This window comes from Haloprofundus marisrubri (assembly GCF_001469955.1).
In the GTDB taxonomy this organism is placed as follows: domain Archaea; phylum Halobacteriota; class Halobacteria; order Halobacteriales; family Haloferacaceae; genus Haloprofundus; species Haloprofundus marisrubri.
Map to the genome: position 1 here is coordinate 1 of NZ_LOPU01000040.1, position 24,267 is coordinate 24,267.

At 57.0% G+C, this 24,267-nt stretch carries 24 protein-coding genes and 2 pseudogenes; 8 read left to right on the forward strand and 18 right to left on the reverse strand.

What is annotated here, in order from left to right:
* Nucleotides 1-34: 34 nt before the first annotated feature.
* The 4 genes from AUR64_RS18695 to AUR64_RS18710 all read right to left on the reverse strand — a co-directional run bounded on the left by AUR64_RS18695 (nucleotide 35) and on the right by AUR64_RS18710 (nucleotide 2,870).
* Nucleotides 35-250 carry a type II toxin-antitoxin system RelE family toxin gene (locus tag AUR64_RS18695; protein WP_058583494.1) on the reverse strand — a complete coding sequence of 72 codons (216 nt, stop codon included), beginning with the start codon at nucleotides 248-250 and terminating at the stop codon, nucleotides 35-37.
* On the reverse strand, nucleotides 243-521 hold the full coding sequence (locus AUR64_RS18700; protein ID WP_058583495.1) for a ribbon-helix-helix domain-containing protein: 279 nt from the start codon (nucleotides 519-521) through the stop codon (nucleotides 243-245). The genes AUR64_RS18695 and AUR64_RS18700 overlap by 8 nt, the downstream gene beginning before the upstream one ends.
* A gap of 390 nt (nucleotides 522-911) precedes the next feature.
* Nucleotides 912-1,784 (reverse strand): biosurfactant protein 1, encoded by an 873-nt coding sequence (locus AUR64_RS18705; protein WP_058583496.1) that lies wholly within the window; start codon nucleotides 1,782-1,784, stop codon nucleotides 912-914.
* A gap of 129 nt (nucleotides 1,785-1,913) precedes the next feature.
* The gene (locus AUR64_RS18710) at nucleotides 1,914-2,870 is read right to left on the reverse strand and encodes a transcription initiation factor IIB (protein ID WP_058583497.1); all 957 of its coding nucleotides are present in this window, start codon (nucleotides 2,868-2,870) and stop codon (nucleotides 1,914-1,916) included.
* Between the two features lie 279 nt (nucleotides 2,871-3,149).
* Here AUR64_RS18710 and AUR64_RS20660 point away from each other — a divergent pair, with 279 nt between their 5' ends.
* A complete protein-coding gene (locus AUR64_RS20660; protein WP_155120667.1) occupies nucleotides 3,150-3,308 on the forward strand; it encodes a hypothetical protein in 159 nt (52 codons plus the stop codon).
* Nucleotides 3,309-3,426: 118 nt separating this feature from the next.
* Here AUR64_RS20660 and AUR64_RS18715 read toward each other — a convergent pair whose 3' ends face one another.
* From AUR64_RS18715 to AUR64_RS18730, 4 genes are all read right to left on the reverse strand, one after another.
* Nucleotides 3,427-4,953 (reverse strand): amidase, encoded by a 1,527-nt coding sequence (locus AUR64_RS18715; RefSeq protein ID WP_058583498.1) that lies wholly within the window; start codon nucleotides 4,951-4,953, stop codon nucleotides 3,427-3,429.
* A gap of 178 nt (nucleotides 4,954-5,131) precedes the next feature.
* Nucleotides 5,132-6,028: a DNA-binding protein gene (locus AUR64_RS18720; RefSeq protein ID WP_058583499.1), complete on the reverse strand. Its 897-nt coding sequence runs from the start codon at nucleotides 6,026-6,028 to the stop codon at nucleotides 5,132-5,134.
* 680 nt (nucleotides 6,029-6,708) lie between these two features.
* A complete protein-coding gene (locus AUR64_RS18725; RefSeq protein WP_058583500.1) occupies nucleotides 6,709-7,206 on the reverse strand; it encodes a hypothetical protein in 498 nt (165 codons plus the stop codon).
* Nucleotides 7,203-7,805, reverse strand: a complete 603-nt coding sequence (locus tag AUR64_RS18730; RefSeq protein ID WP_058583501.1) for a DUF7437 domain-containing protein — start codon at nucleotides 7,803-7,805, stop codon at nucleotides 7,203-7,205. The genes AUR64_RS18725 and AUR64_RS18730 overlap by 4 nt, the downstream gene beginning before the upstream one ends.
* Before the next feature lie 344 nt (nucleotides 7,806-8,149).
* Between AUR64_RS18730 and AUR64_RS18735 the strand changes: the two genes are divergently transcribed.
* On the forward strand, nucleotides 8,150-9,442 hold the full coding sequence (locus AUR64_RS18735; RefSeq protein WP_082230862.1) for a PQQ-binding-like beta-propeller repeat protein: 1,293 nt from the start codon (nucleotides 8,150-8,152) through the stop codon (nucleotides 9,440-9,442).
* Nucleotides 9,443-9,505: 63 nt separating this feature from the next.
* Here AUR64_RS18735 and AUR64_RS18740 read toward each other — a convergent pair whose 3' ends face one another.
* Nucleotides 9,506-10,075 carry a hypothetical protein gene (locus tag AUR64_RS18740; RefSeq protein ID WP_058583503.1) on the reverse strand — a complete coding sequence of 190 codons (570 nt, stop codon included), beginning with the start codon at nucleotides 10,073-10,075 and terminating at the stop codon, nucleotides 9,506-9,508.
* Complete coding sequence (locus AUR64_RS18745) at nucleotides 10,072-10,440, reverse strand: hypothetical protein (protein ID WP_058583504.1); 369 nt, start codon at nucleotides 10,438-10,440, stop codon at nucleotides 10,072-10,074. Before AUR64_RS18745 ends, AUR64_RS18740 begins: the two co-directional genes overlap by 4 nt.
* 233 nt (nucleotides 10,441-10,673) lie before the next feature.
* Between AUR64_RS18745 and AUR64_RS18750 the strand changes: the two are divergent.
* From AUR64_RS18750 to AUR64_RS18765, 4 genes and pseudogenes are all read left to right on the forward strand, one after another.
* Nucleotides 10,674-11,066: pseudogene (locus AUR64_RS18750) on the forward strand (helix-turn-helix domain-containing protein); the annotation flags it as partial.
* A gap of 85 nt (nucleotides 11,067-11,151) precedes the next feature.
* Complete coding sequence (gene mntA / locus AUR64_RS18755; RefSeq protein WP_058583505.1) at nucleotides 11,152-11,586, forward strand: type VII toxin-antitoxin system MntA family adenylyltransferase antitoxin; 435 nt, start codon at nucleotides 11,152-11,154, stop codon at nucleotides 11,584-11,586.
* A gap of 132 nt (nucleotides 11,587-11,718) precedes the next feature.
* Nucleotides 11,719-12,012 (forward strand): annotated as a pseudogene (gene hepT / locus AUR64_RS21180) (type VII toxin-antitoxin system HepT family RNase toxin); the annotation flags it as partial.
* Between the two features lie 64 nt (nucleotides 12,013-12,076).
* Nucleotides 12,077-12,295, forward strand: coding sequence for a hypothetical protein (locus AUR64_RS18765; RefSeq protein ID WP_058583506.1), 219 nt, complete (start codon nucleotides 12,077-12,079; stop codon nucleotides 12,293-12,295).
* 230 nt (nucleotides 12,296-12,525) lie between these two features.
* Here the strand turns inward: AUR64_RS18765 and AUR64_RS18770 are convergent, their stop codons facing one another.
* From AUR64_RS18770 to AUR64_RS18780, 3 genes are all read right to left on the reverse strand, one after another.
* Nucleotides 12,526-12,750 carry a hypothetical protein gene (locus tag AUR64_RS18770; protein ID WP_058583507.1) on the reverse strand — a complete coding sequence of 75 codons (225 nt, stop codon included), beginning with the start codon at nucleotides 12,748-12,750 and terminating at the stop codon, nucleotides 12,526-12,528.
* Nucleotides 12,751-13,060: 310 nt separating this feature from the next.
* Entirely contained in the window at nucleotides 13,061-13,543 is a 483-nt protein-coding gene (mntA, locus tag AUR64_RS18775; RefSeq protein ID WP_058583508.1) for a type VII toxin-antitoxin system MntA family adenylyltransferase antitoxin, read from the reverse strand.
* Nucleotides 13,540-14,064 (reverse strand): DUF7342 family protein, encoded by a 525-nt coding sequence (locus AUR64_RS18780; RefSeq protein ID WP_058583509.1) that lies wholly within the window; start codon nucleotides 14,062-14,064, stop codon nucleotides 13,540-13,542. The genes mntA (AUR64_RS18775) and AUR64_RS18780 overlap by 4 nt, the downstream gene beginning before the upstream one ends.
* A 265-nt stretch (nucleotides 14,065-14,329) precedes the next feature.
* Here AUR64_RS18780 and AUR64_RS18785 point away from each other — a divergent pair, with 265 nt between their 5' ends.
* On the forward strand, nucleotides 14,330-14,896 hold the full coding sequence (locus AUR64_RS18785; RefSeq protein WP_058583510.1) for a DUF7437 domain-containing protein: 567 nt from the start codon (nucleotides 14,330-14,332) through the stop codon (nucleotides 14,894-14,896).
* A gap of 296 nt (nucleotides 14,897-15,192) precedes the next feature.
* Nucleotides 15,193-15,423, forward strand: coding sequence for a hypothetical protein (locus AUR64_RS18795; RefSeq protein ID WP_058583512.1), 231 nt, complete (start codon nucleotides 15,193-15,195; stop codon nucleotides 15,421-15,423).
* 3 nt (nucleotides 15,424-15,426) lie between these two features.
* Here AUR64_RS18795 and AUR64_RS18800 read toward each other — a convergent pair whose 3' ends face one another.
* The 5 genes from AUR64_RS18800 to AUR64_RS18820 all read right to left on the reverse strand — a co-directional run bounded on the left by AUR64_RS18800 (nucleotide 15,427) and on the right by AUR64_RS18820 (nucleotide 24,266).
* Nucleotides 15,427-15,678: a hypothetical protein gene (locus AUR64_RS18800; protein WP_058583513.1), complete on the reverse strand. Its 252-nt coding sequence runs from the start codon at nucleotides 15,676-15,678 to the stop codon at nucleotides 15,427-15,429.
* A gap of 53 nt (nucleotides 15,679-15,731) precedes the next feature.
* Complete coding sequence (locus AUR64_RS18805; RefSeq protein WP_058583514.1) at nucleotides 15,732-16,973, reverse strand: phage NrS-1 polymerase family protein; 1,242 nt, start codon at nucleotides 16,971-16,973, stop codon at nucleotides 15,732-15,734.
* Nucleotides 16,974-17,298: 325 nt separating this feature from the next.
* On the reverse strand, nucleotides 17,299-21,216 hold the full coding sequence (locus AUR64_RS18810; protein WP_240479636.1) for an ATP-binding protein: 3,918 nt from the start codon (nucleotides 21,214-21,216) through the stop codon (nucleotides 17,299-17,301).
* A 90-nt stretch (nucleotides 21,217-21,306) separates the two neighbouring features.
* The gene (locus AUR64_RS18815) at nucleotides 21,307-22,359 is read right to left on the reverse strand and encodes a hypothetical protein (RefSeq protein ID WP_058583516.1); all 1,053 of its coding nucleotides are present in this window, start codon (nucleotides 22,357-22,359) and stop codon (nucleotides 21,307-21,309) included.
* A 2-nt stretch (nucleotides 22,360-22,361) separates the two neighbouring features.
* Nucleotides 22,362-24,266 (reverse strand): VirB4 family type IV secretion system protein, encoded by a 1,905-nt coding sequence (locus tag AUR64_RS18820; RefSeq protein WP_058583517.1) that lies wholly within the window; start codon nucleotides 24,264-24,266, stop codon nucleotides 22,362-22,364.
* Between the last annotated feature and the right edge of the window lies 1 nt (nucleotide 24,267).

The window sequence follows — 24,267 nt, forward strand, 5'->3', positions numbered from 1 at the left end:
CAACCGACTGTGGTCCGTGTAGGAGTTGTCGGCTTCACGCCCGCCCTAAAGTGCGGGATTCTCGCCTTGAAAAGATAGCACGGTAGTCCCCGGCCCGCAGTTTGTAGTACGGATAACCAGTGAGTTTCTCGACGCGGTGTGAGGTCCAGTCTTTCGCTTCGTCGAGTTTCTTGACGAGTCGCTCTTGAGCTTCGGTGTCGAGTCCTTCGAGTAGTTTGATTGCCTTCGGTGTCCACTTGATGTCAGTCATCGAGTCCGAGACGGTCCTTCACGTCGTCGTGCGACACTGTTTCTTCGCGCTCTCGCTGTTCACGACTCTCTGCAAGGTGCTTGAGGGCCTCCTCGGACAGTTGCGCTGGCGGATTGACAGCGTCCCGAAGCGCATCACGGATAAATTCGGACTTGTTTGCGTAGCCACGTTGTTCCCAGACCTCGTCGATCTGGGAGAGGAGCGTCTGTGGCACTCGGACATTGATCTTCTCCATCTCGCCATTAGACCCGGAGTCGCTGTCAGTGCTCATATGCTGTGATACGCACGTATCACAATAGGTGCTTCGCTCCCAGTGTTGTTCTCCGAATCATGAATCTCAGAATCTGTAGGTTGCAACATCAGTAGAATCACAGACTGGACACGAGTCGTCGGTGCTGTTGAGTGTCGTTCCACAGCGACGGCACTCGTGGACGACGGTCTCCTCAGTAGCGAACAAACGGTCGACTAGCCGTTTCATCGACCCACACCCTGCCGTGCGACGCATTTCATCTGACAACTGGTGTTGCTGAGGGCGATACGGTGGTTGCTCTTGAGCGGCACCTGACTGATGGTATCTTTTGCTGTCATCGTTTAGTCTCGGGACGATCATTTCTGAGTGCCCCGCACCCCTCAGGGGTGGATAATATCTCTCTGCGTAGTCCTATTCCTTCCTCCCTGGCTCAGGCCCAAAGCACGGTGTTCCACACAGAGTACACTCCCAGATTGGCTGTCCAGCCCACGCGTCGTTGGGACTCTCCTCAAACGCCGAAAACCGATGTACAGTCTCTCGGCCACACTCCCAACACTGCAGCGATGTCTTCGTTGGTACCCGATGGTCCCGAGACTCCGAACGCGTCTCCACGGGAGAGCGCTGGAGTGCAATCGCTGGTGCGAGCCAGCCGTCGTCACCTGCGCTCTCAAGGAGTGTCGAAAGATGCGCTTCATACTGAATGGCACTCCCGCTTTCGTCGTAGAGGTACGTCGAGTGTTCAGTCGCCGAGCAAGTTGTGCTTCGCCAGATCGTCCGTTCACGGGCACCCTCAAGTACCTCCTCGCCACACTCTGAAGCGACTCGTATCGCAGCAGGAAGCGTCGGCCACGTATCGGTCAACGGTGCAGCAGGCTCCTCGTCGAAGTCGTAGATAAGCTGGCACTCGTCGACGGCGGGGTCGGACCCATTCGTTGCAAGCAGTCTCGCTGCAGCGGCTCCCTTCGCGACGGCGCCGTAGTACGTCGACGACTCGACGAATAGGTATACGACGTGCAGGAGCGACATCTCAGTGTCCGAGTGACGCTCGTCGTCCGATGGATCGAGATGGTGGGTGAGACAGAATCGGCATTTTGGCTGGCAGGGAGGAATCGACATCCCACAAGAGGTACAGTTGGTCTCTTGCTGTTGAGTCTCGGTTAGGTAGCCTGCGATGGAACGCCCGTTGTCCTGAGCGTCGAATCGAGCATTGAGTTCGTGGTCAGGTGTCTGGGTCGCTTCACCCACGGGACGGAGAGCTTCGTAGTCAGAATGATGGTCAGTCATTGGCTTGTCTCGATTTCGTCCGTCCTGGTATTTCAATCTCGAGACGAACCCAGCAAGTGGCAATCGAGCTGTGTACTGCCACAGAACCACCCGTCTTGTCTATGGACGCTGATCCTACCTGAATGACCCTTACGCCGGTGTGATTCGGACCTCCCCGTCAATCATCTCGGTGAGTTCTGCGTGTCGCGCTCGCAACGTCGCCGGCGTCGTTCCAGCGGCCGCTGCAACCTGTGTCTGTGTTAACGGTTGTCCGTGTTCACGACTGGCGAGATAGAGACAGGCTGCAGCAACTCCGGACGGCTGACAGCCGTTCGCGATTGCCGTCTCGTGCGCACGCTTGGCAAGCGTCCTCGCCCGACTGCAAACCCGTGTATCAACATCGAGTTCCGAAGCGAGTTTCGGAATTAGCGATTGTGGGACAACGGGCTTTGTCGGGAGTCCTAATTCTCTGTTGAGTGTTTTGTACGCATTCGTCACGCCCGAGTGGTCGACACGAGCAACGTTGACGAGGTCATCACGTGCGACTGGCCGTCCGTGACACCGACAGACCCCATAGACGCTGGCGGCCGCCATCGCTTCGATTGATCGGCCTCGAAGCAGGTCTTCGTTCTGAGCGCTCCGGAACAGCTGACACGCCTGGTCACGAATCGAGTCACCGAGTTCGAGAGCACTCGTGATTCTTCGGACCTCACCCAAGCCGTGTGCGAGGTTCCGCTCGGCTTTCGACTGGAACCGTCCCCGCGTCTGCTCACGTCGCAGTCGGGCAAGCTGACATCGTTTCGACCCAGAGAGCGTGCGTCCCTTCCCATCGATTCTCCGACCGATTGTGGTCGATAAGCCTCGGTCGTGACGGGCCGCTGTAAGTGGGGAGCCCGTCCGTTCGTAGTTGCTGTCGTCGTCTTCGAATGAACGCCACTCGGGACCGTGGTCAATCTGCTGGTCTGCGATGACGAGGCCACAGTCTTCACAGACAGTTTCCACCACGTTGGTCGCCACGTGGCCGTTGCATTCGGGACAGGTGTTCGAACTGGGCTCACACTGAACGTCTTCGTCGAAGGTCGTCTCGTAGATATCTCTGGTTGCCATAGTACTCACGAGGGACACCAGCCGAGTCGCACGTCTCCACGCGCCCCTCACCCCTCAGGGGCAGAAAAACAGCTAGGCGGTCTTGTCAAAATCTGCAGAGTCTGACAGAAGCGGCGTGCTGAACTTAGAGGGTGAGTTCAGCAACCTGTCGCTGTTCGTTTCACGGTACTAGTGATGAAACAGCCGTCAGGTGAATGTGCGCATAGAACAATCAGTTTCCATTCAGCGACTACACTCTCAATACAGGACACTTTTGATTTCGGCTGTAGACACGGCATTATGGTCAATATCCGCCGTCCCCTCGTATACGGTCTCGCAGTTGCGGTCGGCACATTTATCGGATTCGTCGTTCTTGGTGATTCCTCGGTTGAAGCCGGTCTTTTGGGTGCAGTTGGGGCGTTCGTTGTTATGTTTGCTCTGAGATTCTTTTTTGGATAGAACCAAACCCAGCACGTAACGCCGAACCCGAGCGACTCCCGTGACCGACTTGCGCTCTGTATTCAGCACGGCCCCAACAAATTATCAGCGACTGAGGATTTCAATAGAGCCAGATCGGTCAGAGTTCAACCGCAACCTGCTGCTCAAAGGCGTAGGCGCTCGCAAGGGCGGCCGCATCGTCGAAGCGATCACCGACGAACATCAGCCCAACAGGAAGGCCATCAGACTGACCGGCAGGAATACTGATCGCTGGGTGGCCGGTGTTGTCGAACGGTGCTGTGTTCGGGAGCATATTCAACGCACGGTCGATCGCTTCCACTCGCGAGATATCACGGTTGGCCTCGTGTGCGGTCTGCGGCGTCGTCGGCATCGCGAGGACGTCCACGTCTTCGAGAACCTCGTCGTATGCTGCCGTGAGCTTACGGGCGAGATTCTGCCCTTTCGCGTGGTAATGCCCTCGATATTCATTCGAAAGGTACTGTCCGGCGATCAGTGTAAGCTTCATCGTCGAGAGGTAGTCGTCCGCCTGCGCACGCCGAGCTCGGCCGAAGGCGTCCGCGAACTGCGTGTCGTAGAAGCCCTTCCCGTAGTGGCCAACACACTCGGCGTTCACCGTCGCGGTGATTTCTTCGAGACCGATCGCATTCCATATCGGGAGTCCATCGAGGTGCATCGGGACCGAAACCTCGGTTACCTCGGCGCCAGCATCTTCGAACGCCGCAAGTGCATCACGAACCGTCTCGTCGACGCCCGGTTCACTCTGTTCGTGGCCGAATCCCTCTTCGAGCACGCCGACGGTAATCTCCGCTGGGTCGGCTCCCAACGCATCGCTGTACTGCTGCGTCGCCACCGCACCCTGTCGAGGGTCGAGTCCGTCTGCACCAGCGAGCACATCGAGCAGAAGTGCGCAGTCTTCGACGGTCGAGCACATTGGCCCGACGTGGTCGAACGACCGACCTAGCCCGGCGACACCGGTGTACGGAACAAGGCTGTGGGTGGGCTTGTGGCCGACTATCCCACTCCACGCAGCTGGAATCCGAATCGAGCCGCCTTGGTCACCACCGATCGCGACGTCGACGTCACCGGTCGCAACCGCCGCGGCGCTGCCGCTTGAGGAACCACCGGCGATGTAGTCGTCGTCGCGGGGATTGAGGACCGGACCGGTTGCGGAGAGTTCGCCACTCCCCGACAGCGCCATATCCTCCATATTGAGCTTCCCCGTGATCGTCGCGCCCGCATCGAGCAGCCGCGTGACGATCGTCGCATCGGTGGAAGGAACGTACCCCTCAAACAGCTTTGAGCCGAGCGTCATCTCGACGCCTGCAAGCGAAACGGAGTCTTTCAGACCGACCTCGTACCCTGTTAGCGGCCCGTCCTCAGCACCCTGTACCTCACACTTGCGGACGAACGCGTTCAGCGGGTCCTCTTCGGCGTCGGGTCGATACCCAGAGTCACGCGTGTGATATTGGACAATCGGTGTCGGATCCGACAGTTCATCGATCCGCTCGTAGCCGCCCAGCATCCCCTCGATAATCGCCGCGAAGTCAGCGACCTCATCGTCTGAGAGGCTTATGTGATGCTGCTCAGCGAGTTCGCGGATCTCTTCAGGCGTTGGCGGTTGGATATTTGGTGGCGATTCTGACATGACGCTTTGTGTTTGTCATGCGTTCACAAATATCTAGTTGTCGACTACGGAGCGAATCTACTGCCGAACTGTAGCGAAAGCCCGGCGGCTCGTAAGCCGCCCGGAACGTGGAGGTTGGGTGGGGCGGTGGGAAGCGGGCGAACGGGCACGTAGCAAAAAAGAAGGCCGCGACGACCGGCTATTCCCACCACCGACCGCGCTCGGGGAAATGCACGGTGCTCCACCCAGTGACGGCCACCGAGGCGCGCCCATTGTACCAGTTCTTCGCCGCTCCGTGAATGCGAACCCGCTCACCCTCTGTGATCCAGGGTTGATTCGACTTTTCCCAGACAGTTAGCTTCGTACGGCCGCTCTCGTCTTCGATGAGTCCCACTTGCTGAATTGCCGGCGAGTCGCTCTCCCACAACTGAGTCACAGTCCCGTCGATGCTCACCTCTCTGCGATTCACGTCCTCAAGCTTTCCAATGGGAACCACTTGCCCTGGCGCCGTCTGTAACTCCTCGAACACCCCGACGACTGCGCTCATCATGTCCGTTCCACCGACCACAACTTCACCCAGCCGCCGACCAATCGCCGCTTGTGACCACCCATCAAGTTTCTCGCTCAACCGCATCGCCTGCGTATTCACCGCCGCCAACTGCTCCTGCGTCAGTTCTTCACGCGGATCGTCTCGCTCCGGGTCTGCCCACGGGTCCACACTCGCCGCTCGCTTCTGAAACTCCGTCCGTCGCTCTACACTCCGTTTCGCCGCCACAACTCGTGACCGCTTCTCTCGACCGTCCTGCGTTCCGAACGTTGCTCTTGCACTGATGCGCTCCAGCTCTGCTTCACGGCCCCGAACACGCTCTTCCTGTTCGAGGGTCGCCCCGTAGATGCGCTCATCACTACTGTCGACGATTCCGTCCGGGTGGTTTGCGTCCACCTTCGCTTGCACTTCCATCTGCACCGTCGCTCTGAATTCCGGCGTCTCATCGACAACCTCGAAGCCGTCCTCGTCGACCACTGCTTCGTCTGCTTTTTCGAACGTCTGTTCATCGACCGAAACTACATTACTGGTTGCGTTGTTACTTGACATTGGAACTTACACTGGTTCCTGAAGGCGCTCACGCGCCCGACACCGCGATGCTCCTACATCGCGGACTTCTCACACCGTTACCCGACAGACCCGTCTACGCGCTCTCGCTCGCGCCTTCGTGAGCGCCCCTGGGGCGCGAGCGAGAGCGCCAATGTCAGGCCACACAACCAGCACCGCGCGGCGACCCGCCCGAAGCAAGCGTCCAGCAGAGTAAGCGTGGGGGGGGTGAGCAGCCATGCAGCGCAACCCCCTCGCGGTTACCTGCTGGCGTCGAAGGCACATTCATTTTAGCCCGGCAGCCCGCCCGCTACTGCAGGCAGGCAGTCCCGGAATGGTCAGTCGCGAGCGATGCGGAGGTCTCGTGAGTGAAGCGAACGAGACGTCGGTGAGCTTTGCTCACCGGAAGGTGGAAGCGGCGAGCGGGGCGGGCCGTTACACCACCTGAACAGCCGGACTCGACACTCGGGGAACCAGCCAACGTCTTGATGGACTCAGAAAGGGCGAGGCCGCCTCGGTCGTTTCCCGACTCCGTAAGCACCACAGGAACGAGGAGCGCAGCGGCCGTCGCGAGATGCCGAGCGGTCGAGGGCTTCCGAGATGACGACGACCATCGCTGGCGGGTTGCTACCGAAACCTGGACTCACAGCGACCGGTATACGGACTCGCCGAGGAGCGGACTACTACAGAAGATCTTCGACGAAGCGGAAGCCGTTCACGTACGTGACTGAGTCGCCGTAGCCCTCACTGGCCAAGACGGTTTCGGCTCCCTCGCCAGCAAGTGTATCCGTCGTGTAGATGTAAGCGTGGTCAGCGGTCTCGTTGACGAACGCCTGGGCGGCGACCCCTGCCAGCGCTGGATCTGCACGTTCGATCTCGTCAGCTGGGCGATCATCCGCGTTCGCGATGTATCGCTGCACACCGTCCATCGTCCTCGAAACCAGCCCATGTGAGTATTCCAATGGCTCCGCAACGCGCGACCACCCTTCGTCGATTGCTATGTCGACCGGCGGTGTCTCAACGTCGGACGCGTTGACGGTCAGTTCGTCGTAGACGCGTTCTGGAAGCACGAACGTCATGCCGTTACGCCGCGTGAACGTTCGGACGACCTGATACCGACGCTTCGACGGTTGCCCCATCGCTACGAACAGGCCGGTATCCGCGATGTGGATGGCACTCACGCGTCGTCGCCGACAACGTCTCGGTCAACATCTTCGATGTCCGCGACCGACGCACCCGACTCCTCGATATCGAAGTGCTCGTGGACGACGGGGCGGAGCGCCTGGAGAATCATCTCGGCGGCGAGCGGCGAGATATCGAGATCGTGGGCCATCAATCGGTGGGTGACCTCGCCATGTTCGCGGTCGACGGTGTAGGTGAGCGCCGTTGCGAGTCCGGCGATGCCGTGGCGGTCGATGTAGGTATCGATGTCGTCGTCGGTCGTGCGACGGGCGATGGCGTCGATGAGCGTGGGCGTGATCGTGTACTCGCGAGCGCCATCAGCTGCTGTGACGGTCAGATTGATGTCGCGAGCGACGTACACCCGGGGTTGCTCGTCGGTAGTCGCCTCGATGACGCCGGCGTCGACCAGCCGGTTCACATAGGTGTAGGCCGTGCCCTGCGCGAAGTTGAGCTCGTTCATGAGTTCCTGGACGGTTGCTTTCTCCTCTCGGGCGAGATACGCGTACAGTTTGGCGAGCTGTGGCTCCTCGAGGAGGTCCGCGACCGAGAGGAAGTCGCGGATGACGTCGCCGTTGGTTCGATTTGACGTGCGTGACATGGGCAATCGGGTGTTTACAGTTTACAGCGAATCAGTAAAGAATATTGCGATCAACCTAGACGGACTAGGTGCGAGCGACGCGGAAGGCAGAAGCGGCGAGCGGGGCGGGCCGTTACGTACCACACTAGCAGCCGATGAAGAGCGTTGACTCCACAACAGTCCCCGGGTGGGACTGAAAGGGGCTGGACGCTCGGCGTGCCCCGACGACACAAGCACCGCAGGCACGAGACGCGCAGCGAGTCGCGGTCGTCGAGCGTCCGGAGGCTTTCGAGGGCTTCTCAACTGACGTTAGCGGTTGCTTGTTCCTCCAGAAGACGTTTGACAGAGCATTATCCATTGATTACATGGTCTCGCTGACGCGTCGACAACTCCTCCGACAGACGGTAGCTGGCGGAAGTGTACTAGCTCTTGCTGGATGCACCGCCCCGAGCGTTTCCAATCTCTCAGGCAGGGAGTCGGTGCCGAAGCCATTCACGAACGATGCATACGAAGCAAGCTACACCACAGCCGGTCGCTGGCTGATGGAGGGTCACGATGGCGGCCGAACCGGCTATGCAGCTTCAACAATCCCACACGGCGATGTCGGCGTCGCTTGGCTTCGACGTCCGGGAAACGACCCATATGGCGCAACGGGACCGATAGTCGGCCCAGAACGCGTCTACATCGCCTACGTTGAATCCTCAGATAACTCCGAGAGTTCAGAGGTATACCTTGCGGGGTTCGATGCTGAATCCGGCGAACAGCAACTCGACGTGAACCTCGAAACAGGACGTGCCGTCGGGATCAGCCTCGTAGGCGAAACACTCTTGACCGTCACTCGCGGGCCGGACTACAAGCAGGCGACGCTGACAGCCCTCGCCCGCGACGATGGCTCGACTCTGTGGACGGAGACGATTCCGGACGTGACTGACTCGCCAGCAGTTGTGGACAGGACGTGTTACCTGGCGACGCGAGACGAGGACAACGCGGTGTATGCCTATTCGTTAGATGGCGCCCAACAATGGCGCACACCCATCGACGGGGAGAGCTACACAGCGACCTGTGCGGACAGCGACGGTGTTTACGTTGGGTTAACTGACGGGCGTATCGCGGCACTTGATGCGACCACTGGTGAGCGACGCTGGAGTGAACAGATCGCCACGCCTGACGAGTGTTGTCCGGATATTCAGGGCACACCGACGGTCGCCGACGGCCGCCTCTACGTCCCAGGCATCGCCGAGGAACTCGTCGCAGCCGATGCCACTGATGGAACCGTGCTGTGGCGGACGACCGTCGTCGACGAAGACTACGGGAACGCGATTCCCTCACCAGCAGTCACAGCCGAGACTGCGTACATGAATACGTATCACGGAGGGTTAGTTGCAATCGACATCTCGGACGGGTCGATTCGTTGGCGATCGGCCGAGAATGGGTTCAATCAACCCCCCGCTGCCGGTGACGGTGGCGTAGTCGTGCCACAGAACGACTCCGTCGTTGCCTACGAGGCGAATGACAGCCAAACGTGGGATATCGAGATCACAGTCCCCGACATCGGGATGGCGGGCTACATTATGAATACAGATGTCGCGCTAGCGCACGGGATGTGCTACGTCGGAATCGCTGATGGTCGAATTTACGCCATTGGGAACCGCGAGTAGTAGTAGTAGTAGTATGCAACTGTTTGAGAGTAAGCAGTCGGGTCACCGTCTCGGAATCGGGCCTCACTCTAAGAGGGCCAGCAATTGGGCGACATAGGGGCTGTTCTCCCAACTTCGGTGCGGGCTAATCGTCGCAATCAGCGTTCTCGCTTTCTCATGGCTCAGATACCCGTTTCGAGCGTAGTCTACGATGAGCCGCGGCGTCGGGACGATCCGCGGGCCCTGTAGCACGGCATGAATCAGCGGGAAGTTCGTGCCACCGAACTCGTCAGTGAGAAACCCGTCGACGGCGAGTGCGTTCGCGAGTACGATACCGTCGGTTTCGCCGTCGTCGAGGCCGAACGTCGGCCGCGAGTCTAGCGTATCGTCGCGTTCGTACGGATCCTCGACCGTGTAATGGGTGCGAGCGGCGAGGACGTTGTTCGCAGCCGCAGCGTGGATGTCTTGGTACTGCGTGATGTCACGGAGCTCTGCAACGACTTCTGGTGGCACGAACACGTCACACGAGGTGAGGAGATACTGGAGGGGATCCGGAGCCGTGTCGGTGTCGTAGGCTGCGTCGGCTCGTGGGACGGCGAGACTGACCAGCGCACTCGTGTCGGCGACGACTGTCCGCAGTCGCGGCCTGCTCATCGCTTGTCGCTGTCCGCGGTCTCTACCGATGTTGCATCGTCGCCGTAGATGTCGACGTCAGTGGGCGCAGCGAGATCCAACGGTTCGCTCTCGAGATCTGCCTTGAGCAGGCGGAGCCGTTGGGCGGTTTCAGCGCCGACCAACTGCTTGACCGCCTCGAACTCGAGTTGGTCGTCGTAGTACTTCGTCGCGACTAGTTCTTGGAACGTTTCGCTGTGGGCGGTGTCTTCGATGTATTCGCGGATTGCTTCGACGAGCAAGTCGGTGCGGTCTTTATCGAAGAGGTCTGCAATGGCGTCAAGTCTGTCGACGAGGTATTCGGGCGATTGGAAGTGGACTCGTCGGGGATCGTCACTCGAACTCATCTCATGTGCATGTTTTGCACATAACCCAATAACGATTTCGCCTCATGCACATAGCGTGCACATCGACGGGAGGACACTGTTTGAACGGGCTGGTCAACGGTTGCTCAACATGGCGCCACGGACGAAATGCTCGCTGAGGGCTTTCATCCTATACGTTCCCATCTCGACTGAGTTAGCCGTATGTTGCAAAATACCGAAGTGATGTATATATTGGTTCGCTAGTATGCAACAGTATGCTCACAGAAGGCGAGGTTCGCGCCCTGACTGCCCTTCACGGTGAGCAGACGGTCTCTGACCTCGCGACGAATCTCGATCGGAGCCTCAGCTACACCTCAGAACTCGTCGAGCGGCTCGAAACAGCTGGCCTCGTCGAGACACGCCGACAGGGGAAAACAAAGCAGGTTCGGCTGTCGGACGCAAAGGCACTCGAGTTACTCACGGACCTCATCCAGCAGTATTCACGCATCGACTGGCCGGAGCTGTTGTCAGGGGCAACCCTCCGTGTGTGCTACTACCTCGACACCCCACGGACCGCGACCGAACTCGCACGCCGCGCCGACGTCCACCGAAGTACCGTCCACCGTGCGCTTGCCCCGCTTCAGCATCGCGAAATGATTCATGAGTCACTTCGTACCCTCGCAACAGAACACCGTCAAGATGTAGACGCTGTTGTATCTGGAGATATATTACCTTGGAGCGTAAAGCACCACCATGCCCAACTCAGATGACTCCGCTGTCGATACACTCGACATTGATGCCATCAGGGCGTACCTCGCTCAAACAGAAGTTCGCTTTGCAATCCTATTTGGGTCATATGCACGAGGGACAACAGACGAGTCATCGGACGTCGATATTGCGCTTCGGTTCCCAGAAGAGATGTCTGAAGGTGAGCGATTCCGTCGACGGAACCGTATCGATGCTGAGTTACAGGAATTCGCAGATGGATTTGTTGATGTGAGCGATATCGAGTCGCTGCCGACACACGTTGCACATGCGGCGCTTCGAGATGGCATTTGTCTCGTTGGTGGCGAAGAGGTGGTTGATGCGTATCAACAGCGTATCACCAATGCATACGAGGAAGGCGCAAGCGAGCGTGAACAAGAGCGTCGCGAATTCATCGACCGACTTGCTCGTGGTGACGTCTAGATGGTTGATGCGGACATCGTTGTCGATAAACTCCAGCACATCAACGAGTATACGAACGATTTGAAGCAGATGCGGGGCATGTCGAAGACGGAGTACGTCGAAGATGTCGTCGTTCAATGAGCGGTCGAGCGGACGTTCATAAATCTCATTCAGTCCTGCATCGACCTCGCTCAGCACACCCGTGCTTCCGAGGGGCTTTCACCGAGTGGAACCTCGAAAAAGGAAATCGAGTCACTCGGGTCTGCGAACATCATCTCGCCAGAGGTGCAAGAGCAGATGGACGAAGCAGTCGGGTTTCGGAACATCCTCGCCCATCGGTATGGAGATGTCAATCACGACGTAGTCTATGCCGTGCTACACAACGACCTCCACTGGTTCGAGCAGTTCCAACAAGAAATTGCACAATGGTTCCAGCAACGGTACTGATTCACCACTATCCTGATAGACACAACCCCAACAGTCTCGGTGGTCGCTCACAGACTCTGAAATAATGCCGAACCCGTCGACCCCTCTGACGCCGTCACAAGAAGCTGCACTTGGACTCATCATGCAGGGTGTCGATGACGAGGAGACGATTACACACGACGTAGCTGTCGACATTCTCACTGCTGGTGGCTTCGAGCGACCCGAGGCACACGACCTCCTCGAGCAATTGTTGCTGAAAGGCTATCTCTACGAAGCGACGGATGGGCTTCGGCTCACTGGTTGAATCCACCCATACGAGCCTTCGAAACTGAGACGCAACGCACTCGCGATTTTGTTAACCAACAGCTCTGGAATTAGGCGACTTGCGTTGGTTAACACGCTTGCGTACCTGATACAGACACCACTGCTTCCGGTGCTCTCAACTGAGCATGGGGCGGTGCAGTCGACCGAGTCCAACACGAGGTGGTCTTCGCTGGAGAACCGGAATCTCCCTCGTCGTAGTGGATGTCGTTCTCAAATTGCAGTTGGGCGTCTCCCAGTGCTCTCTCGGCGGGCCTCGACGGTGAGCGCAATCGCGGCTATTAGCAAGCACAGCGTTGGGAACAGGAAGTACCACCCGATGCTCATCACACCGATGATCGAGATGATCGTTCCGACGACTGCGGTCGTCCAGGTGAGGTGCCGATGGCCGAGCCACGTAGCACCGCCACCGATGGCAACGAGTCCGATGAGCACCATGGCCCAGCCAAACAGAACTGGAGCGTTGCCGCCTGTGCTCCCGAAGAGATAATCTATCCCTGCTTCACACCCCCGAGTAACCACTGTGGTAGATGCACCGTTGCTGGTCTCGGTGGCTGTCCGACTCGTCCAACAGGAAACGGGTCCGAATGCACCCAGCATGAACAAGAACCCATACCCGCCGCTGAGCCACGCGAGTACACTAGTGCCGCGGGCAACACCCCGAAGCGAGGGTCTCGGGAGATTCATACTGAACATTACTGTAGACTGAACCTTAACAACATCCCGTGGCGAGTACGACACCCCATAGTCATCGCTGTCGGTCGTGCTCCATAGATGCCGGACCACTGGACCCGCTGAGATGCGCATCAATCTTCTTGAGTGCGTCGTCAAAGCGTTCGCGTGGCGACCGGGAATCAGACGATCTGTCGGTTACACGCCGCCGAAGTTCCTCGGCGTGTTTCAGGTCGCCAACAAGGAGGATTCCCTCCTCGAAAACCGATGCAGCAACGCGTGATGAGAGCGTGTGGATATCGACGAGGTCCACGTCATCTGTCTCGAGTGCCTCACTCAAATCTGCACTCAGACTAAAGAACGCCTCATTGTACGCTGGATCCTCACGTCGAGTCGTTTCTAACTCGACCGCAATATCGATGTCACTCGTTGGATGGGTGGTTGACATCGCGTGGGAACCGAAGCAAAGTGCACATTGCACCGAGTGCTCCCGAAGAATCCCCCGAATCGTCTCAATGGGGATGGAATCGTCGATGGTAGCCGACTCAACGGGTCTCATTGTTGATTGTCGCCGCGACAGCGTTGCAGGCGAGTTCGTTTAGTGAGCTTCCGCTCCTCTTGAGCAGTCACCCAATCACGGAGATCACTGTACACATCATCGATTGTCCGGTCACCACTCGCCTCTGCAACAGTGGCAGCGTCAACGGCTGCCGGTGTCGACGCGTCGTACGCCGCTTCGTAGTCTGCGATTCGGGCAGCCAATTCACGAATTCGTTCTTGGAGTTCCTCGACACTGTGTTCGGTCCAGAGCTGGTCGATTCGTCGCCGCTCGAAGTAGGCGTCATTGCGTTCGTAGGTAGCTGGGTCGTCGCTCGGGTTCTTCACAACACCAAGTTCTGTGAGGAAGTTGAGGTGCTCCCGTGCGGTATCCGGTGTGATGCCTGCCCGGTCTGCGATGTCAGCGACACGCAGTGGCTCCCTGAGTTGGAGGGCGACGTCGTATATCTTTTCGACCGTCGTCCGGCGCTCGAGCTCAGCCTCCCACTCGGCCACGAGATCTATCGACGGTGGCTCGCTCATGATGCTCGTGAAGAGATCCGTTTGAGAAGCTCATTAACTCACCTCTTGAAGCCGCCCTTCGTGTTCCTTGAAACGCTGAACGCTCGCGATTTTGTTAACCAACAGCACCGGTATTAGCGGCTCATGTTGGTCAACGTACGTGACCAGTCTCAAGAACTGGAGCTCGCGCCGAGGACAAGAGTCCACTCGCGCTCTGTGCATATTCCGAGAACTCGAACACGGTCTCACCAAGAGTTAATACACTATCCATAGTACATAGATTGTGATGTCTGCCGATGACCGAATTGCAACCACGCCGAACCCTGAGGCGACGTTCAATGATCTGCTCACCTACGCCGAGTTGCTGAACACGCCGCGACTCGCTCGCCTCTATAGCTACATCCTCCGGCACGGCCCCGTCGAGATTGAGGCCATCAAGACTGACCTCGACATGGCGCACTCGACGACGTACAAGTACATCGGGCAACTCGAGGAGATGGGCGTGCTCGGGCGGGACGAAAATGTGACGCCAGCAACGGTCACGGTCGATCCGATTCAACTCCAGCTCGACACCGAACACGGGGAAGTGCTCGCAACGCCGACGCTCGTCGATGCGATTGGACGACAACTTGATACCGAGGATATCCGCGTCTTCGTTGAGCGCCAAGGAATCGCCAAACTTGCCGCTGCACTCCACTACACGCTTCGCATCATGGCCGGTGAACTCACACAGCGAACTGCGGCAACGAAACTCGATGTCCACCCTGTCGAAGGGATGACTGTGTTCACCGCCCTCCAAGATGTCGTCGAAGAGGCGGCCTCGTATGACCCGTATCTGGAGCGCCCTGAGTGATGTCCGGAGGGAATATTCCTAGCGACAGCACTGCTATCATCGACAGTAGCATTCTCTTCGCGATGGGTGGTCCCTCGAACGAAAAGTACCAAGCGTTCGAGCGGTTTGTTCGTCGGCAGGGAATCACTGTCACCGTCCCTGAGCAGGTGGCCGAAGAGTTGGGTGAAAGCCCTGATGCATACGAGTACCAGCGTGATCGCCTCCGTTCAGCGCAGGATGCCGGCTGACTGGAACCTGGACACATCGACTTTTCTGTGTCGCGTGTACCAGAAGTCGTAGACAAAACACGAGCACGGATGGGAGCGCTCTCAGCAGACGACGTCACGGAAGACGAAATCGAGAAAACGGATACGATTCTCGCCGGGCTTGCGTATCAATACGTCGCAGAAGGTGCCTCCCACGTCACTGTCCTTGTCAGTGACCGCATTGCCGAACGGGCAATCGCCGATATACTTTCTGCGGTTGGGGTTGGCGATCGGACATCAATTGTCGAAGGACGTGAATTCCTGAACGAACTCACGAGTTGATACTCACGCACTCAGACCCCACCGAACGTCGTCTTCGACGGCCTGTAATTCACGCTCTGCTCGCTTAACACGGTCACGGCCGACAAGCTCGATCGCTATTCCGCGATCGATTTCATCGTTTATGTGTCGCAAGAGGACAAGGTCGGCCCAGAGGTCTTCGACACCGCGTTCTAACGCCTGTTCGAGGATCTCTGACTCGGGTATGTCCCGTGCTTCGGCGATTTCTTGCACCCGTTCGGTGAGATCCGTGGCCATAGCTAGACGATTGCGCTGTGGTAACTTAAACATCTGTGGACGCCATCGTGGTGTTATTCGGCGTCTGTTCGAAACAGACGCTTTGTCCGCCCCCACAACGACGCTGACTCCGATTCCTCATCATTACTCGCCTGTCGACTCTCCTCTTCGCTCACTGACTCAGTATCGTCATCCGAGAGCTTCGACTCCAGTCGCTTGACCTCCGCTTCAAGCCACTCAATCCGCTTGTCTTTCCGCCTAACACGCGTTTCCAACGTCTCCACACGTTCTGCTAACAACCGATTCTTCTCACCCACGTACGCATCATCACGACTCTCAGAAGCCCTGGGCGACTCTGATGGCTCCGAGACAGTTTCAGTCGTCGCTTTTTTCGAGGGCGTATAGAAATCCGAGGTCGTCTGCACCGCCCGCTCGATGGTCTTCTCACCGTATGTCGACCCATCCGCGTAATGGACGTCGTCCCACTTCCCACGCAGCAACCCTGACTGTCGGAAGACCCGATCCATCTGCGCTTCGTCGCCCCCACTCCAAAACGCCAACAAACAACACAACGCCATATCCGCCTCCGAATTACTCTCATACCCACTCGGATTCCCATTCCAGAGTCGTTCGAACTTCGCGCCATTCGACGCCCCCTTCGCTTTCTCAACTAACTCCGTATCCGAGAGTCCACTCTCAGCATCTGTCGATTCGCCATCACTGGCTGTCACACGCTTAGGGTTGTTACCTGGCTGCGAGTCTCTCACATCCAAAAGATACTCTCGGTGAACTGCCTCTAACGCATCCTGTCTCCGCTTTACCGTCTGGGGTGTCCCGTCGACGTGCTCACCTGTCACCGTGAAGAAGCGAGCGTTGTCATAACACTCGATTTTCCCACGTCGATTCCGTCCGTCGGGGAGTTCACCTTGGACAAGTACGTGAAACCCACTTCCCGACGGCGACACCTCGGTATACGAGTCTAATCTCTCAATAATATCCTGTACATCCTCGTCGACGTCACCCGACTCTGGGTCACGACAATCATCGAGATCGACGCCGACAATCGGATCCTCGTTAGTGAACACAAATCCGAGTCCATCCGCACCCCCAGACTGGAGATATTTGAGTGCGGTTTCGAAGTCCGACCACGTCTCAGAATCTGTCGACGACGCAAACGAACCCACTCTAGGCTCAACCGGGATTTTTGTCGACTTCCCACCACGTTTCTCGCTCCGCCAACACACCCATTGGTCTCGCTCAACCAGCACATCCGGCAATCCATCCAGTATCAACTTTCTAGTAGTTTCGTCACTCATTGATTTTCCTCACTCATGGCCGCGCCCCTCCGGGCGCCAGAAAAAATCTCTCTCTGCTCGCTTTGCTCACTTCCAACGGCCTCGCCCCCCTCTATACTAGTTGGTTTTTGGGTGGAACACGCCCGGTTTTCGAGTGAAAATCGCATGACGTAGCGATGTTCCATCCATTTTCCCGAGATGGTCAGTGTTCCACCCAAATTCCGAATGGCTGGAACACGACGCTGTCTTGCGATTCCGTGGCTGAGAGCAAACCACAAAGATGGGTGGAACACCCTCTGTTTCACAGCATGTCGACACCCAGTGTCACTCTCTTCTTTCCCGCCCCTCATTCAGTGTCACTCTCCTGGGGGGAATCGATATCGAACCCAACGAAAACACGAACAAGTTCCCCATCAAGTCGTCGCCGATCGCTCGTGAATTCAATGTGATCCCCAAGCTTTCGGGAGAACCAACTCGGGCTCACAGGGTCGTGGTCATGTCGCTTTGCCCACGCTTCATAGACTGCTCGTACGTCGCCCTTTGGGAGCACTGTTTCTCCATCTTCGACAAGACACTCTTCGACAAACGTCTCGAATGTGACGTCGGTCGTGGGTTGTGTTCCCGACTCGGGAGACGCTGGCTGAATAGTTCCATCAAGGAGTGTGGTGAGTGGCTTCAACTCGCCATCCTCATAGACAGCAGGCTCACTATCTTCTCGGAGTATCACAATACCATACGATGACTGCGGATATGCTGGTGCTGGCAACTCCTCTGCTGGGATGAATGGCTTGTTGATTGTCACCCACTCAGCTTCAAGCGCTGCTTTCGACTCATAGACGTGAATCTCACCACGCTCATAGACGAGATACTCCTCTACCGGGTGGTCGTAACTGTATGTTGCTGGCACACGATCTTTGGTGACTTTGTCCCACTCAGAAACACGGAAGTGTTCTGTGTCACTGCCATCGCGGAGGACAATTTCGTCTCCATCTTTTATCCACACAGAACGCCTTGAGTCGTCTCCGCTTGCTGGCCGGATGGCCGTTACGCCACCCTGTTCGGTCGCACCGCCATTGAACGTCAACGGCGAATCGTGTGTATAGAACCGTGTCTCGCCGTTCGATAGTTCACGAACTGGGGGTGATAGAATAGTCTCAATTCGTTCAGCCCAGTAAGCCTCTGTCTCGCCTGTTCGGACGACAAACAGCGGAACTGCGCTCTCTGCTTGTGCCTTCTGGAGGTTCGTGAGGACTTTCGTTGGGTACTCTGGCGTCGTCGTCTCGACCTCAATCGCGAACGGTGATTCGAGGTCTGGATGGGTCGCTCTCGCGTCTGGTTTCTCACTTCCATCCTGGGTGAGAATCGAGACGGTGAATCTAAGCGCGGACAGCGCCTGTTCAATCTCCAAGAGCGCCGCGTCGTGATCGCCCCCACCAGCGGATCGAACGTCGCCTGTATCGGGTTCGGCTGCTGTTTCACCCGCCTCCGTGAGCTTAACGATGAGTTCGTCGGCGTCGATATCGACGGTGGTGTCGAGCAGTCGCGACCGTTTACGAATCTCGGTGAGTTCCTCATAATCCGGTGGCTCGGCCTCGACCCGCTCGTACAACGCTCGCAGTGTCTCATCGACGGTCTCGACACTCACCCACTCATTATCGTCGCGAACGCCTTCACGGAGTTGTACGCTTCGGACGGTCTTCGCAATGGCTACATCCAACTCATCGGTGGTGACATCAAGCAACTCACCTAATTCGTCAGGCGTTTTCGCTGTTGGCTGACTGTTGTCTCGGGGGACGCCGAACTCCTGCTGTGTCCGTTCGTGCACGCGAGACAGCGCGTCTTGGAATCGCTGTTCTTCAGTACTCGAGAGTGGAGATGTACTCTCTGGGTGCCCTGCTGGAATCGGGAGTGGTTTGACGTTGAACGGATACGGGCCGGTTTCTCCGAACGTCGGACTCGGGAGTTGGGCAATCCACTCACCACGTGGGAGCGATCGAATCCGATTGGCGAACGCTTCGGGATCCAACTCCTCGTGAGCAATTGCGTTCGCTAGCTCGCGGTCAACGTTGATCTTCCCGACGAGCAACGTCCCGATGTTGTTGAGCAGATTGAGGTAAAGACGTCGCCCACCCTCGGCTCGCATCTGTTCGGGGAACTGCATCGCCAGCCCCACTGAGAGTCGGAAGCTCCGTCCTTTCTCAAGCAAGTTGTTGAGGACCTCAGAAGCCGCGACAGACGCCGCCTCGTCAATCATGAGGTTAACCACGTAATCGTCAGGGCGCTGGGTCAGGTCGTCTTCGTGCGTCCGGAGAGCATCCTCTAACAATGCAAAGATGAGTGCCGTCAGGATCTTTGCGGCCTCGTCACTCACCTCACCGAGGTCGAACAAGATGACCTGATTACTATCGAGAACCTCTTGCAGATCGAGCTGCTGGGCAGTGTTATCGAAGATTTCTCGGAGATTATCGTTCTGTGAAATGTATGCAAGGCGGTTGGTGAGCCCTTTACGAGTAGTTGAGAACGACTGTGCGTCCGTATTGACCCTCCGGCGGAGTTCACGCTGGGCAGCGACATCAGTTGTCTTCGGTAAGGCCGCTTCATCCGGATTCGGTGGACCGGCGGCCGCAAGTTGGTCCGAGATATGCTCGAGTTGTTCGTGTCCAAAGAAGTCGGTGCTTTCGCGATAGTTCCCGTTTTCACGACCATACTCCTCGTCGAACAGCGCCTTGATGAGCGACTCAATGAGAATCGGGGAGGTGACTGCGCGTCGAAAGAGGTCCTTCCCCATGACGAGTTCGAGGATTTGTCTGTACTGGTCGGCTTTGCGCTTGACAGCATCTGTCCGCCGGACGCCTCGCGAGAGTGCTGGGCGGAGGTCGAAAAAGCAGAGTCCAGGCAGGATATCGGGAAGCGTGAAGTGCAGCACGTTCTCTTCGAGGTCATCCATCCCGAAGCGGCGACCGTGAGCTCGCATATAATTCTCGGCGAGGCCGTCGCCCTTGTGGTCGAGAACAATGATTGGGCCATCGGTGTTGGCGTACGCCGAGAGAATATCGTTGAGTAGTGCCTTCGACTTTCCGCCACCCGTTGTTGCCGCCCGGAGGTAGTGTGTGACCAGCGACGATGTCGGAATACACACCGACTCATCTTCGGGCGTCCCGTTTTCGTCGATGGCATGGCCAATCGCCATTCCCTCACGAAAGCTCTCCATGTGGTCGTGATGGGGCAAGGGTAGTGAACTCCGGCTTTCCTGTTTGGAGCGCGTTCGACGCGACCCCTCAACGCTGAGTTCACTCCCAGAGGGAATCGTGATGAATTGCGTGAGTTCACGCCCATTACACACGAAATCCGGTGTCGTTCGACCCCGGCCCGTAACGAGCTCTCGATTGAGGAGTCGGTCCAACGTACTGATTGAATGGCTACGTCCCTTATCGCGAAGCCGTTCACGCTCAACCTCATAGAACTCTCCACCAATCGAGTCAAAGACGGTCATCAAATCATCGAGTTGGGCATCCACCATCCCTTCGTCCGTCTCGGCCGGTGGAACAGCAACCGCTCGGAGGTTCACGGTGAACGTACGTCTCGGGTTTTTCGCGCGAATTTCTTCGAGACGTTGTCTCGTATTATCGCTGAGAGACTGTTCCTTCTCAGCGAGCGTACGCGTGTCAATGAAGACGGTGCTGACTGCTTTGTCGATGAGCGTGTCCGTCTGATTTCTGAGGTCGAGCTTTCGATTTTCGGCCGCAGACGACCAATCAGGCTTCCGCTGGAAGAGCACTTGAAAGACAACTGGTGCCTCAACGTCGGAGAGTTCGTCGATGAGTGAAACGAGGGGAAGTGAGGGCCCATCATCAAAGGACCATGAGTCTGCGTTACTTCGAGTGAGCAGCATCATCCAATCCTTGCTGCGTACGCTCGAAGCATTCCACTGCACGCCTTGTGGTGACAGTTCTTCCTCAGTCACATCGTCTGTGAGGAATTTCGATTCCAGATCTATGGATTCACGCGAGATATCGAACGACGACGGATAGATTCGCGTAAGGCGTTCCTCAAGTGTTTCAAGGTGTTTGTCGGCTCCGTAGTAGAACTCGACTGGCTCCTCAGCGCCTTCGCTCACGACGAGAAACTCGAACGTCGGTGGTGGATTCGAGTGTAAGGGATTCAGTCGCTGTGTGAGCGAGGATTGCTCGGCTGTGAGTTTGTGCAGGCTCTCGATTGTAGTTGGTATCGTGCTCGTGTGGACTGTTTCGGAGGTGGGCGTCACCCGAATGTATTCACGAGTCACTTACAAACACCTCTCTGAGCAGACTCTACAGTTGAGGGGTTCTCTGAGCGGTGCAGCGGTCGAAGTGAGTTAGTTGTCGTCATTATTCCGAATACGAAGGATCTCAAGTAGGCGGTCCTGTGCGGCGATACACTTGTCTCGAAATACCCGATCGTGAGGCACTCGAGCGATAATATAGGCGGTGCTCACAGTCGGTGTCAGTGCGGCCAAGAGTGGTGTGGTGAACGATGGGAGTGAGGCAGGGGGGCCGACAAGGAATGATGTGAGTGCGAGGATGAATCCGTATCGGGCGGGGAATTCCCAGAGTTCGCGATGGGGCTCCCAGACCATCCGAACAAGGTCTAATCGAAGTGCGTCTTTAATCTGGTACGCAATCCCCAGCGATCCGAGGAACCAGAAGATTCGGGCTCCGAAGCGACGACCGACTGGCGTGTCCCCGGATGCAACGAGGATGAGTGTGACTGCACCATAGAGCCCAATGACGGTGTAGACAGCAAGTGCGTACCACTTCGGTGGGTTCCACTCGCCGGCCCAGCCCGTAGGGTCATTGCGTTCCCGCTCGGCAATGTGAGTGAAGTAGACAACGCCAAGCAGGCCGGTGCATGACCAAGCAAGCGTGCGTATCGGTACGGAGCTTATTGCTGTGAGTGCTACAATCGACTGGTCGAACCACTGCATGCCGGCATCTGGAGAGACGAAGAGAGCGCCAACGACTGCAGCAATGACGGGAATCAGCAGGAGTGTTCCGCCGACGAGTATGCCAAAAACGCCGAGGCGGCGTCCAAAGAGGAATCGAGCCGTTGGATCGGTGACGTAGTCACGGATGGTTTCTGGGAAGTGTCGGATTTTTCCCCGAATCGAAGTCGGTGGCTGTGGCTGCTCTGCCGCTCGTTTTCTTCGAACGGATTCCTTCCAATCGTCACGCCCCTCACAGTCACGGCAGAGCACGACGTGATTCTCTGCTGTGAAGACGTTATTCTCCAATAGGAGAACGTTGAAATCACCAATATCATGACCATCAACGACTTTTCCGCAGACTTCGCAGTGAGAACTCTCTCTTCCCAGAGCCTTCTGAAATGACTCAAACATCTTGTAATTTGGAGGAGGATTATCGTCTGGCATGACTACACCCCATTAGTGGTATTTTGAGGGTCGTCAACCGCTTCGATGAGTTGAGCTTCTTCCTCCAACGCAGTCACTTTGACCGGGTAGGTTCCTTCGTCCTCTACCGAGACGAGTGCGTGGCTGTATCCACGGTCTCGATCACCGGGCTTTGCGTTGCGAATGAACTCTGCCTCACGGGACGTCAGCCCGAGCTTCATACGATTCTCCTCAGAGAGACCTGGAAGCCGATAGAGGATTTTCATCGAGCAATTGTTCGCGATGGTCTCTGCCCGTGGATGAATGAAGAAGTCCTTGAGCTCCTGAGTGATGAGATGGATGCTCAAATCATAGTGGCGAGAATGGCGTGTAGCGCGGTCAAGCCACTGTAGACTCCCCTCGTGCTCCATGAGGTAATGAGCCTCGTCGACGGCGAGAATAACGCGCTTGTCCGTCTCTTTGGCTCGCTGGTAGACACTGTCGAAGAGCAATTGCATCATCAACGCAATCTCACGATCGGCCTCACCCTGCTGAAGATCCAGATAAACAACCTTCTCACCGGAGATGTTGACCTCCGTTTCACCGGCAAGGTTCGAGAACTCGCCATTTCCCATGAATGGACGCATCGCCATTCGGAGCTCGGCAGCGCGTTCTTGCCACTTCTCAACCTCTAGCCTGGTCGGATCGGCTGCCTGTTCATCAACCGAGTCAAGAAACGCCTCCGCATCCTCAGCAATCTCGGCAAGAATACCAACTACATCGCGAATCGTCGGACTCGTATTGCCGTGTGTGGAGGGATCCGATGTGATTCCATTCCGGCGGTACGCTTCCCGAACAGTAGTGCCAAGGACTGCACGCTCTTTCTTATCAAGCCCATTGCCGACATGCGCAAAGAACGTATCAAAAAAGCCCATGACGCTACTGAACCGCTGACTGAAGGGATCGATATCAGGGACTTCCCGCAGTACACGTGCTGGTGTCTGCTTGATTTCTAAGGGATTCAAGCCTCGAGTACCGCCGACCACGATGTGTTCCGCATCGAGGGCATCAGAGAGGCTCCGGAAGCCCTCTAACGGGTCGATCATGAGAAGAATCGTATCCGGATCTTTAGCGAGTTGGCGCAAGTTCAGGAGCTTCGTCCCGAACGATTTTCCGGACCCAATCTTCGCTGCGGTGAGAATGTTGTATCCGTTCTCGCGGTCGAATCGATCCATGACGACCGGGGCGTCCGTTGTTGCATGAAATCCGACGAGTACCCCACTCTCCTCTATGAGCGTCCCAGCAGAGAACGGAAAGAGTGCACCAGCAGCCTTCCCCAGCATCGGTGTTGTCTGCTCAAGTGTATCTTTCCCAATCGGACTATTGCTCACAAGCCCTTTGTCCTGGGCGTAGTCGACAGACTTCGTGACGAGACGCTGTTTCATCAACTCTGATTGCAACCGGGCCGTCGTCTCTTTGACCTCCTTTTTCGTGTTCCCACGAATCGTGAGATAGACCGCAACCTCGAAGACACGCTGCGAGCCGTCGGTGAGCTGGGCAAGGACTTCCTTGTGATCCTGGAGTCGACGCTGCGTTGCGCCGAGTGAGGCACCACCACGAAGTTCTTTTTCTCGTCTCGTCGCATCGAGATTGGTGATCGCTCGCTCAAACTCGTTGATTGCTTGCTCTGAGTCACGGGGGCTAGCGTGAATTGAGATGTCGATATCGGCGCTTGGGTGTGTTGTCAGCATATCCAGCAAGCCGGGAGTTGCCGCTGCCGGAAAATCAGCGAAGAACAAAGTTTTCGCCCAGCGTTCGCCTGTCTGTGTGATATCGGATTCAAGCTTGATGCTCGACGGTGCAACATTCTGTGCGTGAACCCGAGTGTAATTCTCCTCAGTATCGTTCGCTTCGAGACGGGTGAACCGCTCGATGAGTGTTTTCAGCATT